This is a genomic window from Robbsia betulipollinis (assembly GCF_026624755.1).
In the GTDB taxonomy this organism is placed as follows: Bacteria; Pseudomonadota; Gammaproteobacteria; order Burkholderiales; family Burkholderiaceae; genus Robbsia; species Robbsia betulipollinis.
Genome location: NZ_JAPMXC010000001.1, coordinates 2,538,073 through 2,551,706, shown reverse-complemented (window position 1 = coordinate 2,551,706; position 13,634 = coordinate 2,538,073). Strand labels below are relative to the sequence as shown.

Annotated in this window: 15 protein-coding genes; 8 read left to right on the top strand and 7 right to left on the bottom strand. The window is 65.8% G+C overall.

Annotated elements, in window-relative coordinates; genetic code table 11:
- The first annotated feature begins 5 nt into the window (after positions 1 to 5).
- Both OVY01_RS11175 and OVY01_RS11170 read left to right on the top strand, forming a co-directional pair.
- Complete coding sequence (locus OVY01_RS11175) at positions 6 to 461, top strand: universal stress protein (protein ID WP_267847499.1); 456 nt, start codon at positions 6 to 8, stop codon at positions 459 to 461.
- A gap of 138 nt (positions 462 to 599) precedes the next feature.
- Complete coding sequence (locus OVY01_RS11170; protein ID WP_267847498.1) at positions 600 to 1,454, top strand: 23S rRNA (adenine(2030)-N(6))-methyltransferase RlmJ; 855 nt, start codon at positions 600 to 602, stop codon at positions 1,452 to 1,454.
- Between the two features lie 94 nt (positions 1,455 to 1,548).
- Here the strand turns inward: OVY01_RS11170 and OVY01_RS11165 are convergent, their stop codons facing one another.
- Positions 1,549 to 2,868, bottom strand: a complete 1,320-nt coding sequence (locus tag OVY01_RS11165) for a PQQ-dependent sugar dehydrogenase (protein ID WP_267847497.1) — start codon at positions 2,866 to 2,868, stop codon at positions 1,549 to 1,551.
- Positions 2,861 to 3,304, bottom strand: a complete 444-nt coding sequence (locus tag OVY01_RS11160; protein ID WP_267847496.1) for a DUF2231 domain-containing protein — start codon at positions 3,302 to 3,304, stop codon at positions 2,861 to 2,863. Before OVY01_RS11160 ends, OVY01_RS11165 begins: the two co-directional genes overlap by 8 nt.
- Positions 3,305 to 3,406: 102 nt before the next feature.
- Here OVY01_RS11160 and pqqA point away from each other — a divergent pair, with 102 nt between their 5' ends.
- The 5 genes from pqqA to pqqC all read left to right on the top strand — a co-directional run bounded on the left by pqqA (position 3,407) and on the right by pqqC (position 6,948).
- Positions 3,407 to 3,631 carry a pyrroloquinoline quinone precursor peptide PqqA gene (gene pqqA, locus OVY01_RS23285; protein ID WP_432422207.1) on the top strand — a complete coding sequence of 75 codons (225 nt, stop codon included), beginning with the start codon at positions 3,407 to 3,409 and terminating at the stop codon, positions 3,629 to 3,631.
- 107 nt (positions 3,632 to 3,738) lie between these two features.
- On the top strand, positions 3,739 to 4,659 hold the full coding sequence (pqqB, locus tag OVY01_RS11155) for a pyrroloquinoline quinone biosynthesis protein PqqB (protein ID WP_267847495.1): 921 nt from the start codon (positions 3,739 to 3,741) through the stop codon (positions 4,657 to 4,659).
- A gap of 76 nt (positions 4,660 to 4,735) precedes the next feature.
- Positions 4,736 to 5,008 carry a pyrroloquinoline quinone biosynthesis peptide chaperone PqqD gene (gene pqqD / locus OVY01_RS11150; RefSeq protein WP_267847494.1) on the top strand — a complete coding sequence of 91 codons (273 nt, stop codon included), beginning with the start codon at positions 4,736 to 4,738 and terminating at the stop codon, positions 5,006 to 5,008.
- 4 nt (positions 5,009 to 5,012) lie between these two features.
- Positions 5,013 to 6,155, top strand: coding sequence for a pyrroloquinoline quinone biosynthesis protein PqqE (pqqE, locus tag OVY01_RS11145; RefSeq protein WP_267847754.1), 1,143 nt, complete (start codon positions 5,013 to 5,015; stop codon positions 6,153 to 6,155).
- 67 nt (positions 6,156 to 6,222) lie between these two features.
- Positions 6,223 to 6,948: a pyrroloquinoline-quinone synthase PqqC gene (gene pqqC, locus OVY01_RS11140; RefSeq protein ID WP_267847753.1), complete on the top strand. Its 726-nt coding sequence runs from the start codon at positions 6,223 to 6,225 to the stop codon at positions 6,946 to 6,948.
- 68 nt (positions 6,949 to 7,016) lie between these two features.
- Here pqqC and cueR read toward each other — a convergent pair whose 3' ends face one another.
- Both cueR and OVY01_RS11130 read right to left on the bottom strand, forming a co-directional pair.
- Complete coding sequence (gene cueR, locus OVY01_RS11135; protein WP_267847493.1) at positions 7,017 to 7,454, bottom strand: Cu(I)-responsive transcriptional regulator; 438 nt, start codon at positions 7,452 to 7,454, stop codon at positions 7,017 to 7,019.
- An 8-nt stretch (positions 7,455 to 7,462) separates the two neighbouring features.
- The gene (locus OVY01_RS11130) at positions 7,463 to 9,988 is read right to left on the bottom strand and encodes a heavy metal translocating P-type ATPase (RefSeq protein ID WP_267847492.1); all 2,526 of its coding nucleotides are present in this window, start codon (positions 9,986 to 9,988) and stop codon (positions 7,463 to 7,465) included.
- Between the two features lie 223 nt (positions 9,989 to 10,211).
- On the opposite strand from OVY01_RS11130, the gene OVY01_RS11125 reads away from it, so the two are divergent.
- On the top strand, positions 10,212 to 10,406 hold the full coding sequence (locus OVY01_RS11125; protein ID WP_267847491.1) for a heavy-metal-associated domain-containing protein: 195 nt from the start codon (positions 10,212 to 10,214) through the stop codon (positions 10,404 to 10,406).
- Positions 10,407 to 10,431: 25 nt separating this feature from the next.
- On the opposite strand, the gene OVY01_RS11120 is transcribed toward OVY01_RS11125, so the two are convergent.
- The 3 genes from OVY01_RS11120 to OVY01_RS11110 are packed head-to-tail and all read right to left on the bottom strand — an operon-like array spanning position 10,432 to position 13,628.
- Positions 10,432 to 11,190 carry a 5'-methylthioadenosine/adenosylhomocysteine nucleosidase gene (locus OVY01_RS11120; protein ID WP_349293507.1) on the bottom strand — a complete coding sequence of 253 codons (759 nt, stop codon included), beginning with the start codon at positions 11,188 to 11,190 and terminating at the stop codon, positions 10,432 to 10,434.
- On the bottom strand, positions 11,187 to 12,206 hold the full coding sequence (locus OVY01_RS11115; protein WP_267847490.1) for an L-histidine N(alpha)-methyltransferase: 1,020 nt from the start codon (positions 12,204 to 12,206) through the stop codon (positions 11,187 to 11,189). Before OVY01_RS11115 ends, OVY01_RS11120 begins: the two co-directional genes overlap by 4 nt.
- A gap of 33 nt (positions 12,207 to 12,239) precedes the next feature.
- Positions 12,240 to 13,628, bottom strand: a complete 1,389-nt coding sequence (locus OVY01_RS11110; protein ID WP_267847489.1) for an SUMF1/EgtB/PvdO family nonheme iron enzyme — start codon at positions 13,626 to 13,628, stop codon at positions 12,240 to 12,242.
- Between the last annotated feature and the right edge of the window lie 6 nt (positions 13,629 to 13,634).

Sequence of the window (13,634 nt, the reverse complement as noted above, 5' to 3'; positions counted from 1 at the left end):
ACACCATGTATAAGAAAATTCTTGCCGCGGTCGACGGCAGCGAAACCTCGAAACGCGCGTTCGCCGAAGCCGTGGGACTGGCCAAAACCCTGGGTGCGGAAATGCATGTGATCTATGTGGTCGACAGCCCGGGCATGTTGTACGGCGTCGGCTTTTACGATCCGGGCGAGTTGAAGAAGGCCTTCGTCGAGGAAGGCGCGTTGCTCACGCGCGCGGCACTCGAGACGCTGGCCGCGGCCGGGGTCCCGGGCGACAGCACGATCGTCGACGCGCATACCGCGGATGGTGACGTGGTCACCGCGATCGCGCAGGAGACGCGGCGCTGGGGCGCGGATCTCGTGGTGCTCGGCACGCATGGGCGCCGCGGCATGCAGCGAGCCCTGCTGGGCAGCGTCGCCGAGGAATTCATGCGTGTCGCGCCGGTACCCGTGCTGCTCGTACGGCACGCCGTCGACGCCTGATTCGGTGACGGGGCCGTGCGCCCACGCGCGGCCGTGGTTCGGCTTGCGCGCGGATCGGCTACACTCCCGCTTCCATCCGGCGTCCGCCGCCCGCCTCCCGTCAGCGCACCACTGCGCTTCTGCTTCTCCACGCCTCATATGTTCAGCTATCGTCACGGTTTTCACGCCGGCAATCATGCCGACGTCCTCAAACACGCGATTCTGGTGTCGTTGCTCCAGTACATGGCGCGCAAGGACAAAGCCTACTGGTATATCGACACCCACGCGGGCGCCGGCGCCTATTCGCTCGTCGAGGGCTTCGCCGCGAAACGCGAGGAATTCGGCAACGGCATCGGCCGGCTATGGGGCCGGTCCGATCTGCCGCCGGCGCCGCCGATGATCGCGGACTATCTCGCCGCGGTCGCGACGATGAATCCGGATGGCGCGTTACGCTACTACCCGGGCTCTCCCTACCTGGCCTGGCAGCATCTGCGCGAGCAGGACCGCATGCGGCTGTTCGAACTGCATCCGAGCGAAATCGACATCCTGGGCGAGAACTTCGACCAGGCGGGCAAGCGCGCGATCCTTACCCGCGCCGACGGCTTCGACGCGGTGCGCAGCGTCCTGCCACCCCCGACACGGCGCGCGCTGATGCTCATCGATCCCTCCTACGAGGACAAGCAGGACTACGGCCGCACCCTCGACAGCCTCGTCGAATCGGTCCGTCGCTTTCCGAGCGGCACCTATGCGGTCTGGTATCCGATCGTCACCCGTGCCGAGGCCCTTGCCTTCCCCCGGCGCCTGCGCGAACTGGGTTTCCGGTCCTGGCTCGACGCGAGCCTGTCGATCTCGGCAGCGCCCGCGGACGGCTTCGGTTTGTACGGCAGCGGCCTGTTCATCGTCAATCCGCCCTTCGTGCTGGAGGGCGAACTGCGCGACGTGCTGCCCTGGCTGGTAGATACGCTCGGGCAGGATGCACAGGCGCGTTTTACCCTCGACGCCGTGATTCCCTGACCCCGTGGCGCCTCGGAGTCGTGATTCCGACGGGGTCTTTTCGCCATGATTTCCGTTCGGGGCCGACGCAGCGGCGGCGGCCCCCACCCGCACCCTACTTCGTCACGCGCCAGACGGTATTGCCGACATCGTCGGCGATGATGAGCGCACCGTCCGGATCCTGCGCCAGGCCGACCGGTGCGCCATACAGCGATTTTTCGTCGGCGGAAGCGAAGCCCGTGACCACAGGCTTCGGCGGGCCGACCGGCCGGCCATTCTCGAAGGCGACATACGTGACCGCGTAACCGCTGAGCGGCGACCGGTCCCAACTGCCGTGCTCGCCGATGAATGCGCCCCCACGATACTGCGCCGGCAGATTGGTGCCCGTATAGAACAGCACGCCCAGCGGGGCGACGTGAGAACCGATCGCATAATCGGGCTTGATGGCCTTCGCGACCAGATCGGGGCGCTGCGGCTTGACCCGCGTGTCGACGTGCTGCCCGTAATAGCTGTACGGCCAGCCGTAAAACCCGCCATCCTGCACCGAGGTCAGATAGTCGGGGACGAGATCCGCGCCGATTTCGTCACGCTCGTTCGCGACCGCCCAGAGCTTGCCGGTTTTCGGCTCCCATTGCAGCCCCGTAGGATTGCGTATGCCGGCCGCGTAGATGCGACTGGCGCCCGTCACGATATCCACTTCCAGCACGTTGGCGCGCCGGTACTCGACATCGAGCCCGTTTTCCGTGATGTTGCTGTTCGATCCGACGCCCACGTACAGCTTCTTGCCGTCCGGGCTGGCGAGCAGGGCCTTGGTCCAATGGTGGTTGATCCGGTCCGGCAGGTCGGCGAGTTCGACACCGGGCCCCTGTATGGCCGTCTCGCCCGTCTTGTACGGAAATTTCAGGATTGCATCCGTGTCCGCCACATAGAGCGTGTCGCCCACCAGTTGCATGCCGAACGGCGAATGCAGATGGTCGATGAACACATGTCTTTCCCATTCGCCCGTGCCGTCCGCTCGCTTGCGCAGCAACGTAATCCGATTGGCGCCTTTCGCGCTCTTGCCCGAACGGCTCGAGACCAGACCCGCGATGGCCTGCTTCGGAGAGGTGAGCGGCTCCGCGCCCGGGCTATTGGATTCCGCCACCAAAATATCGCCGTTGGGCAAGGCATAAACCTGCCGCGGATGCATCAGCCCGGAAGCGATCGACTGGATTTTCAGCCCGTCCGCCACCTTCGGCGTCGCGCCATTCAGCCAGCCGACACGTTTGGGCACCTGCATCGGCGGGGTGAAGAAGCTTTTCGCGTTGGGCAAGGGCGGGTTGGATCCCGATTGCTGGGAAGGGTCGTAACTGGCGTGCTCGTTGCACCCGGTGATCGATGCCACGAGGGCGACTGCGAGCGCGACACGGAATGTCGGCTTGATCGGCTTATTCACGAACGCCCTCCTTGAAACCGAATTTATTGAACGCGAGCACGATATGTCCGAGTCCGATCAGAACCACCGTAAGAACAGAAAGGATGACGTTTTCCGGAACGATCCCGTAGGCATCCCGACTATGCACGAACGCGTTGAGGATGGCTGCCACTATGCCCAGTAAATTGAACCAGAAATCGATTCTCTCGGCCGGACCCACGGCGCCACGGGGGGCGAACCATACATGCGCAAGATTGATGAAACGCGGAATGATCGCGAAAAAGAGACCGATCGTGACAAGCCACGCCGCGCCCTTTGCCCACAGTACATCGGCGTTGGCTGTGTAGATAAGATCGAAGATCAGTGTCCCTACGAAAAATCCATAGGGGATGGGATTCAGCAGATCGAAGATCGCCGTGGCGGGTCTTGACCTGTATCTGAGACGGGTGGGTGTCATGCGCGAATCCTTTCTTGGGCGTTGACCGTATGGCGAATCGAGGTGCTGGCAACCATGTGACACATTGTCGCTGTCGAGCGAGCCTCGACGTATGCGCACGTCATGTGCCCGGCGACAGAAACTGCCGATGCGTTTTCATTTCCCTTTCGGGTACGACGCTTGCGACGTCACAGGGGGCGCTGGAAGCGGCGCTTTTCACGGCGACGGGTTTCACCAATCCGTTCGTTCTTTTTCGCTGGACGAGGAGGTCATATGCAATGGGTCACGCCGAGTTTTGTCGATATGCGTTTGGGCTTTGAAATCACGATGTACGTTTTCACGCGATGATGTTCCCGGCGGCCGCACCACGCGGCCGCCACTTATTTTCGGGATGCGTTGCGACGACGGCAACGCGTGCCTGACCTTCAAGCGTCTCCCTCCCTGGTGGATCTGTCATGAGACTACGGGTATTGGGGTCGGCCGCAGGCGGCGGATTCCCTCAGTGGAACTGTAATTGCCGCAATTGTGCGGGTGTCAGACAAGGCACCGTGAACGCCAGAACGCGCACCCAGTCTTCGATCGCGGTCAGCACGAACGGGAACGACTGGCTGCTCATCAACGCTTCGCCCGACATACTCTCCCAGATCGCCGCGTTCCCCGCGTTGCAACCCGCCCGGCAAACGCGCGATACGGGCATCGCCGCCGTATTGTTGATGGACTCGCAGATCGATCACGTGACGGGTCTGCTGATGCTGCGCGAAAACGCTGGCCCCCTGCATGTCCACAGCACGGAACCGGTCTGGAACGACCTGAATTCCGGTTTCCCGATCGGCCGCATGTTCGAGCACTACTGCGGCATGATGCATTCGCCGCTTCCCATCGACGGCAGCAAGATCGCGCCCGCCCCATTGGTCGAGGTGGACATCACGGCGGTACCGTTGTCGAGCAAGGCGCCGCCCTACTCGCCACACCGCGAAGCGCCCGTCCCGGGCGACAATATCGGCCTGTTGATGGAAAATCGTGCAACCGGAAAATCCGCCTTCTACGCACCGGGCCTGGGTCACGCCGACGCGCGCGTCATCGAAATCATGCACGGCGCGGATCTCTTGCTGGTGGATGGCACCTTCTGGACCCAAACCGAGATGATCGATCTTGGCTTCTCCAAAAAGACGGCGCTGGACATGGGGCACCTGGCGCAATCGGGGAAGGGGGGAATGATCGATCTCCTGGACGCACTGCCACGCCGCGACAGCCGCAAGGTGCTGATTCACATCAACAACACCAATCCCATTCTGATCGAGGACGGTGCGCAGCGCCGCATGCTGCAGACGCACGGCATCGAAGTCGCCCACGACGGCATGGAATTCCAGCTATGACGGCCTGCCGCGCCGGCCACTGTTCCTGACGTGTCCTTCCCTCGCCTGTTTTCCCCTTGATAAGCCGCCTCCCACTATGAACCCGGCCTCCCCTGCTTCCCCCCACCTGCAACTCAAGCCCCGCTTCCGGCTGCAGTGGGAACCCGCGCAAAACGCCCACGTGCTGCTTTATCCGGAAGGCATGGTCAAGCTCAACCTCAGTTCCGCCGAAATCCTGAAGCGCTGCGACGGCACGCGCGATCTCGCGAAGATCGTCGAAGACATCGAGGCTGCCTTCAACACGGAGAACCTGGGCGACGAAGTGCGGGGATTCATTGGCGAAGCGCAGCGGCGTGGCTGGCTGGAGTGAGGCCATGACCTTTTCCGCAGAGGCCGACGGCGCTCTATCGCCGCCGCTTTGGTTGCTGGCCGAACTCACCTACCGCTGCCCCCTGCACTGTGCGTTCTGCTCGAATCCCGTGGATTACGCAAGGCATCCCAACGAGTTGAGCACCGCGCAATGGGTCGACGTGCTGCGTCAGGGGCGCGCCCTGGGCGCCGCGCAGCTCGGGTTTTCCGGCGGGGAGCCCTTGCTCCGGGACGACCTGGAGGAGCTCGTCGCGGAGGCCCGACGTCTGGGCTTTTATACGAACCTGATCACCTCCGGAATTGGCCTGAATGAAGAGCGCCTCACGGCGTTGAAAACCGCCGGTCTGGATCACATCCAGCTCTCGTTCCAGGATTCGACGCGGGAACTGAACGACTTTCTCAGCAACACCAAGACATTCGATCTGAAAAAACGTGTCGCGTCCGCGATCAAGGCCCATGGTTTCCCCATGGTGATGAACTGCGTCCTGCATCGCTACAACCTGCCGCATGTGGACAAGATCATCGATATGGCATTGGCGATGGGCGCGGAATACCTTGAACTGGCCAACACGCAGTACTACGGCTGGGCACGCGCGAACCAGGCGCAACTCATGCCGACGGCCGCGCAGTTGCAGGAAGCGGAGGCCGTCGTCAACCGTTATCGCGAGACCATCGGCGAGCGCTGCAAAATTTATTTCGTTGTGCCGGACTATTTCGAAAACCGGCCCAAACGCTGCATGAACGGTTGGGGTGCGGTGTTCCTGGGCATCGCGCCGGACGGCGCCGCCCTGCCTTGCCATACGGCGCGGTCGATACCGGGTTTGCACTTTCCGAGCGTTCTCGAGCACACGTTGCGCGACATCTGGCACGACAGCGCCGCTTTCAATCGCTTCCGTGGCCTGGACTGGATGAAGGAACCCTGCCGGAGTTGCGATGAAAAACATCTCGATCTGGGCGGCTGCCGCTGCCAGGCCTACCTGCTGACCGGCGATGCGGCCAATGCGGATCCGGTCTGCGACAAATCGTCGAACCACGAGAAGGTCATTCAGGTGATCACCGCCGCCGCGATGCGCGACCGTACCGAGCAGCCCATCACGTTTCGAAATGACAAAAACTCCTTGGCGCTGTCCGCGAAGGCAAGCCACTGAGTCCCCCACCGGTAGTTCCTTCCATTCGGATAGGAGGTAAAAATTGGCCGATCTGCAGACTTCCGCCGTGCCGTCCCACGGGGCAGGCACCCCGCCGTCCGACGCAGCGCTTCCCTGGACACGCGAAGAATTCGAAGCGCAATTGCGTCTGAAAGGCAGCGCATATCACGTGCACCACCCCTTCCACGTCAAGATGAACCAGGGCCAGTGCTCCCCGGAACAGATTCGGGGCTGGGTTGCCTGCCGTTTTTACTATCAGGTCAACATTCCGCTGAAGGATGCGGCGGTCCTGTCGAATTGTCCGGATCGGGAGGTGCGGCGCCGCTGGGTGTTGCGGATCCTCGATCACGATGGGTACGGCGATAACGAAGGCGGCATCGAAAGCTGGGCCCGGCTTGGCGACGCCGTCGGCTTGCCGCGTGCGGAGCTGCTATCGATGCAACATGTCGCGCCGGGCGTCAAATTCGCCGTGGATGCCTACGTGAACTTCGCCCGACGTGCACCCTGGCAGGAGTCCGTGTGCTCGTCGCTGACGGAGCTTTTCGCGACGGACATTCACCGGCAACGGCTCGCCAGCTGGCCCGAACACTATCCCTGGATACAGCCCGAAGGCCTGCATTACTTCCGCTCACGCGTGTCTCTCGCACAACGCGATGTGGAGCATGGCCTGGAAGTGACACTGGATTATTTCAAGACACGGGAACAGCAGCGGCGCGCGCTGGACATCCTGCAGTTCAAACTGGACATCTTGTGGTCCATGCTGGACGCCATCGATAAGGCCTTTCCCGCCTGATCGATCCGGGTGGCGGCGTTCCGACGGCAGGACCCGCATCACGACCCGCATCGCCATGGCGGCCGACGTCATGCCGCCGTCACGTGTCCCGCTGCGGCGGCGCAGCCCGGTGCCGTGGCGCCCTGCCCGAGTCCGTCGAGAATGGGGCAATCCGGCCGGTCGTTCCCCTGACAGGCCTGCGCCAGATGATGCAGGGTCGCGCGCATCGCCGCCAGTTCGGCGATCCGGCGGTCGAGGTCGGCGACATGCTGCAACGCGATCGCCTTGACATCGGCGCTGCTGCGCCCATGATCGTTCCACAGCGCCAGCAGGCGCCGGATGTCATCGAGCGAAAAACCGAGGTCGCGGGCCTGTCGCACGAAACGCAGCGCATGCAGATCCTGCGCGCGATAGACGCGGTAGCCGGCGTCCGTGCGCGCGGTGGGCGCGAGCAGGCCGATGCTTTCGTAATAACGGATCATCTTCGCGCTGACGCCGGAGCGGCGCGCGGCTTCGCCGATATTCATGCGGGTTCTCACGGTTCGGTGACGCGGGGGACAGGCCGCCACCGCGACAGCAGCAAGGCATTGCCGACGACGCTCACGCTGCTCAGCGCCATCGCCGCGCCGGCCAGCACCGGACTCAGGAAGCCCAGCGCGGCGAGTGGAATGCCCACCACATTGAAGATAAAAGCCCAGAAGAGATTCTGCCGAATCTTGGCGTAGGAGCGCCGCGCGATATCGAGCGCGTCGGCGACACGACCGATATCGTCACCCATCAGCGTCATCCCCGCAGCCTGCATGGCCACGTCGGTGCCGCCCGACATCGCGATGCCGACCGCGGCGGTAGCCAAAGCGGGCGCGTCATTGATGCCGTCGCCGACCATCGCCACGGTCTCCCCGCGCGCGCGCGCCTGTCTCAGCCAGTCGGCTTTCTGCTGCGGCAACAGACCCGCGGCAACCGTGTCGATTCCCGCTTGCGCGGCGATCCGGGCGGCCGCGCCGGCGTTGTCGCCGGTCAGCATCGCGACCTTCACGCCTTGCGCCTGCAGCCGCACGATCGCCCCGCGCAGCCCCGGGCGGGGCGCGTCCGCGAAACTCAGAAAACCGAGCAGTCGTACGGCGGTACCGTCCGATGCACCCGATGCACCCGATGCACCCGATGCACCCGATGCACCCGATGCGCAGGACACCGCGACGGATGCGGGGTTCCCGCCGAGCCAGGACACCGTCTCCCCTTGCGCCTCGCGTTGCGCCGCCATCCGGGCGAGGGGCGTGCAATCGACGCCCGCCTCGCGCATCAGCGCCGCATTGCCGAAAAACCAGGGCGTACCGTCGATTTGGGCGCGCATGCCTTGCCCCGGAACGGCACGGATCTGCGTCGCGGCAGGCAGCGCCGCGCCCGCCGCAGGCCGCGAATCGCCGGACGCCGCCGGGTCCCGGTGCGCCGCATGCGCGAGCACCGCGCGCGCGAGTGGATGCGAACTGCCCGCCTGGATCGCCGCGACATGCCGCAACAGCGTCGCGGCGTCCAACCCGCCCCCCGGCACGCCCTCCACCGCCACCAGCCGCGGCCGCCCTACGGTCAGCGTCCCGGTCTTGTCGAAGGCGACCCGGTCGACCCGGTGCGCGGTCTCGAGCGTGGCGGCGTCCCGGATCAGGATGCCGTGCCGCGCCGCTACGCCCGTGCCCGCCATGATGGCGGTGGGTGTCGCCAGCCCCAGCGCGCACGGGCAGGCAATGACCAGCACCGAGACCGCGTGAATGATGGCGAGCGGCAGTGCCAGACCCGCCAGCCACCAGCCCGCCAGGGTCAGCAACGCGATCCCGAGCACGACCGGAACGAATACCGCCGCCACGCGGTCCACCAGGCGCTGGACCGGCGCCTTGCCGGCCTGTGCGTCCTCGACCGCGCGGATGATCCGCGCCAGCGTCGTGTCCGCGCCGATCGCCACCGTGCGCACGTCGAGAGCGGCGTCGCCGTTGATCGATCCGCCCATGACCCGCTCGCCCGCGGCCTTGAACACCGGCACGCTCTCGCCGGTGATCAGGGACTCGTCGATGTCCCCGCCGCCATGATGCACGACGCCATCGACCGGCACCTGCTCTCCCGGCGCAATGCGCACGATGTCGCCGACGCGCACCTCGGCGATCCCCACCGCGTCCACGCGTCCGTCGCGCAGCACGCGGGCCGTCACGGGCCGCAGGTGTTGCAGCGCCCGGATCGCATCGGTGGTGCGGCGCCTGGCGCGGCGTTCGAGCCATTTGCCCGTCAGCACGAGCGTGATCACCGCTGCCGAGGCCTCGAAATAGAGCTCCGGCGTCATGCCCGCCGGCGCATGCAGCAGCAGGTAGACGCTCAGCAGGTAACTTGCGCTCGTGCCCAGGGCGACCAGCAGATCCATATTGCCGCTACCGGCGCGCGCCGCGGCCCATCCGGAGCGGTAGAACCGCCACCCCAGACCGAACTGCACCGGCGTGGCCAACGCCCATTGCCACATGCCCGGCAGCATCGCATGGACGCCGAACGGCGCGGCAAGCATCGGCGCGAGCAGAGGCAGCGAGAGCAACGCGCCCAGCACGATTGGCCAGGCGTCGCCGAGCCGCACCGCCAGACGCGTTTTCGCCAGCCAGGAACCGGACAGACGCGTCGGTGCGCCGCGATCCGCGCTACCGGCACCGTCATCCGTTGCATCCGTTGCATCCGCACCCGGCGCCTCTTGCGACGTGTTCGCCGCAGCCGATATCGCGCGCGCGCCGAAGCCCGCCCGTTCGATCGCGGCGATCAGCGTATCGGTGGCCGCGCTGGCGTGTATGCGCGCCCGCTCGGTGGCCAGGTTGACGCTCACGGCGGCGACGCCGGGCACGCGCGAGACGACTTTCTCGATTCGCGCCGCGCACGACGCGCAACTCATGCCGGCGATATCGAGGTCGACCTCGCGTTCGCGGACCTGCCCGACGTCGCGCAGGTCGTCGGACAGGTCGTCGGACAGGTCGTCCTTTGCCGCCCGCGGCAAAGCGGAACGCGGCACCGCCAAGGCAGTTTCTTCAACTGCGTTCATCGCCGATGGCTCCTGGTGAGATGTGCGCACACCGCGTGAAATGTCACGCGATACCTGCATCCTATACCTTCCCACGATGGGAAGGAAAAATGGGGAAGCACCCCCACCTTCCCACGCGGGAACGCCGATAATGATCTGCATGCACGCGCGGTGGCGCGGCCCCGGCGAGTTTGCCGGCGCGCGCCGATGCCGCCGCTTTCGCTTCGTTCACCAGGAGATGACAATGAGCGTATTCAAGGTCGAAGGGATGAGTTGCCAGCATTGCGTGCAGGCCGTCACGCAGGCGGTCCGGCGGGTGGACCCTGCCGCCAGGGTCACGATCGATCTGGACGCCGGCACCGTGCATGTCGCGGGCAGCGGCAGCGATGCCGCGGTCAAGGCCGCGATCGACGATGCCGGCTATACGGTCGCCGGCTGAAGACGCCCGTCCCGCATGCCGCGATTCAGGCGACCGGCGGCGCCAGAAACGCGCTGAATATCGCCTGCGCGTAGGGCGCGGCCCGCTCCGCCAGGAACCGCGCGAACGACGCAGCGGCATGCTCGTCCGCCGTGTCCGAGATCGTTCGGACCATGGCGAACGGCACGTCGTGCTCGTAGCAGACCTGCGCGACCGCAGCGCCTTCCATATCCACCGCCAGCAGGTCGGGCAAGGCCCGTCTCAGGGCCGCGCGCTCGGTGTCGCCGGAGACGAAACGGTCGCCGCTCGCGATCATGCCCCGATGCAGTCGCGGCGGTGACCCGTCTTCCAGCACGGGCGCGCGCGGCAGAAAGGCGCCCACGGCTTGCGCGAGCCGGCCGGTCAGCCCGGGGTCGGCCTTGAAACGGGACTGGCCCAGCAGCGGCACCTCGAATCGCGGAAAGAGCGGCGAGGCGTCGAGATCGTGCTGGATCAGCGCTTCGGCCAGCACCACGTCGCCCACGCGCACGGCAGGTCCCATACCGCCCGCCACGCCGCTGAAGACGATCGCTTTGACATCGAAACGGTGAATCAGCGTCGCCGCGCTTGCCGCAGCCGCGACCTTGCCGATGCGGGACAGCGCAATGACGCAGGATTGACCGTGCAGGATGCCGGCATGGAAGTCCCGCTGTCCCCACCGCGCGACGCGCCGGGACGACATCTGCTCCACCAGTCCGGCAATCTCTTCGGGAAGCGCGGCAAGCATGCCGAGGGGACGCGCGGTGGAACCCGTCGGCGGCGTCAATCGCGCGCGACCATCAGGGTTTCGGCGAACGGCCAGACCTCGTCCACCCACTGCCCCAGCAGCGCGAAACGCGCGTCCTGGCCCATGTGCACGATTTCGTCCGCCAGATACTTGTGGCTGCTTTCCGTCCAGATGGTTTCGCCGGGCTGAAACGCCACGTTGACATCGGCAGCATGGATCACGACGTTCTGCGCCCGTACCGCGCGCAGGTGCATCTCGACGCTGCGCGCCTGCGCGTTGAAGCGCGCCTCATGCACGAAACCGTCGATCTCGATTCCGGCGCCGAGATCGCGATTGAGCCGGGCGAGCAGGTTCAGATTGAACGCCGCGGTGACGCCGATCGGATCGTCGTACGCACGCAGCAGTTCGTCGACCGGCTTGAGCAGGTCCGCGCCGAGCAGCAAGGCATCGCCCACATGCAAGGAAGCGCGGATCGATTGCAGGAAACGCGTGGCCGCGAGTTGGGGGAAGTTGCCGATGGTGCTGCCCAGGAACAGCACGAGCGTCGCCTCGCCGGGGCGCCGCGCGGCGCTCGCGGCGGCAAGACCCGCCACGTAGTCGCTTTCGAACGGTTCGACGCGCACACCCTCGATATTGGCCATCGCCTGACAACATTGCACCAATGCCGAACCCGATATGTCGATCGGACAATAGGTCAGGGGTGTCCCGTCCCGGGCAAGTGCCTCGAGGATCAGGCGCGTTTTGCGCCCGGTGCCGCTCCCCAGTTCGATGACGCGCACCGGCGCGGGCGCGCTGTCGCCCGAACGCCCCGGCACCGCCGCGCGGAACGCCTGGGCGATGCGCGCGCCGTGCTGCGCGAGCACGCGCTCCTCGGCCCGCGTGACGCCGTATTCGGGCAGTGCGGTGATGACTTCGAACAAGGCCGAACCCACCTCGTCGTACAGATAGCTCGACGGCAGGGACTTCTGCCCGCTGGCGCCCAGCCCCGTCCGTACCTCGGCGGCGAATGCCGCAAACGGCGCTTCGCGCGCCTTCTCCACTACCGGTGTCGACATATAACAGTCCCTTTTCGGCGTGCCGCGCGCACGCTAGACATCCTGCACACAACGCAACCCGACATAGACGTACGGGTAGTGCGGCTGAAACCAGTTGCGAAACGACGGCCGCAGCATGCGCGCCGCGGTACGCGGCGAGCCACCCTTCATGACGAAGTGCTGGCCGTCGAAAAAATCGGCCGAATAGCCGGGATAGAACGGAAACGCCACGAACCCGGGCAAGGGGGCAAAGGCATCCGACGTCCACTCCCAGCCATTGCCGAATTGGCCCTCGACCCCATGCATGCTGCGGTTGCGTGGATGCGCGTGAACCGGCGACGGGTCCCATGCCCGGAAATCGAAGTTGCCGTCCTCGGGCGGCGCCTCCTGCCCGGCCGCGCCTTCGGCCGCGCGCAGCCACTGCGCCTCGGTGGGCAGGCGCTTGCCGACGAAGCGCGCGTACGCCTGCGCCTCCGCGTGACTGACGTACACCGGCCAGTCGAGCGGCAACGGCAATTCCTCGAACATCGTGCGTTGCCGCCAGCCCGCCGCCTCGCGCCGCCAGAAAGCCGGATGGGCGATGCCGCCTTGCGTGAGCCAGGCCCGGTCGGCGTCGGACCAGAATTCCGGCCGCTGGTAACCGCCGGCATCGACGAATGCCAGGAATTCGCCGTTCGTCACCATATGGCGGTCGATCAGGAAGGCGGGAACCGCCACCTCGCACGCGCCGAACTCATTGTCCCAGCCGAAGCGGCCCACGCCGGCGGGCATCTCGCCACCGCCGGCCACCGCGTCCTTCACGTCCGGCGTGCGCGGGATTCCCAGCACAGCCGTACCCGCGGGTATGCGCCGCATCTCGGCCGCCGGCCGTGGCGGCAGCCGGGCGGGGAGCGACAGCGAGCCATCGGTGGGAATCCGTTTCTGCGCCAGCGGCATCTGATGGATCAGGTAGGCCAGTGTCTCGGCGTGCATCTGACGGTGCTCGATGACGACCTGTAGCAAGGTCGCCGGATCTACCTGCGCGCCGGGCTGCCCCGCGCCGGGTTGCCCCGCGCCGGGCTGCCCCGCGCCGGAAAAATCCGTGTCGGCGATCTGCGCGACGATGCGACGCCGCACTTCGTCGCGGTATTCCCTGATGGCCTCAAGGGACGGCCAATCCGCCGGCTGGTCGGTCGGCAGGCCTCCGCCGACGGGATCGATGCCGAACGCGAACAGGCGGTCGAAGGCCGGGTTGAACGCCGGCACGTCGAACAGGCGGCCCGACAGCAGGTTCCAGTCGAAGGCCTCCAGATGGCCGATGTAGAACAGCAAACGGTGTCGTTCCGCCACCGGACGTGCCACAAGGTATTCCGGATGGATCCGATCGAACAACTCGTCGGTGTGGCGGCAGGCCTCCCGGTACTGAACCGCGAAAGATTGCGCCGCGAAAGGGTCGCGTTGCATCGAAAC

Bases quoted from the DNA above. Each gene is read 5' to 3' on its own strand.
- OVY01_RS11170 (WP_267847498.1), top strand. From the start codon at position 600: ATGTTCAGCTATCGTCACGGTTTTCACGCCGGCAATCATGCCGACGTC.
- OVY01_RS11130 (WP_267847492.1), bottom strand. From the start codon at position 9,988: ATGAACGCAGTTGAAGAAACTGCCTTGGCGGTGCCGCGTTCCGCTTTG.
- OVY01_RS11175 (WP_267847499.1), top strand. From the start codon at position 6: ATGTATAAGAAAATTCTTGCCGCGGTCGACGGCAGCGAAACCTCGAAA.
- pqqA (WP_432422207.1), top strand. From the start codon at position 3,407: ATGTGCCCGGCGACAGAAACTGCCGATGCGTTTTCATTTCCCTTTCGG.
- OVY01_RS11160 (WP_267847496.1), bottom strand. From the start codon at position 3,304: ATGACACCCACCCGTCTCAGATACAGGTCAAGACCCGCCACGGCGATC.
- pqqB (WP_267847495.1), top strand. From the start codon at position 3,739: ATGAGACTACGGGTATTGGGGTCGGCCGCAGGCGGCGGATTCCCTCAG.
- pqqE (WP_267847754.1), top strand. From the start codon at position 5,013: ATGACCTTTTCCGCAGAGGCCGACGGCGCTCTATCGCCGCCGCTTTGG.
- pqqD (WP_267847494.1), top strand. From the start codon at position 4,736: ATGAACCCGGCCTCCCCTGCTTCCCCCCACCTGCAACTCAAGCCCCGC.
- cueR (WP_267847493.1), bottom strand. From the start codon at position 7,454: ATGAATATCGGCGAAGCCGCGCGCCGCTCCGGCGTCAGCGCGAAGATG.
- OVY01_RS11110 (WP_267847489.1), bottom strand. From the start codon at position 13,628: ATGCAACGCGACCCTTTCGCGGCGCAATCTTTCGCGGTTCAGTACCGG.
- OVY01_RS11115 (WP_267847490.1), bottom strand. From the start codon at position 12,206: ATGTCGACACCGGTAGTGGAGAAGGCGCGCGAAGCGCCGTTTGCGGCA.
- OVY01_RS11125 (WP_267847491.1), top strand. From the start codon at position 10,212: ATGAGCGTATTCAAGGTCGAAGGGATGAGTTGCCAGCATTGCGTGCAG.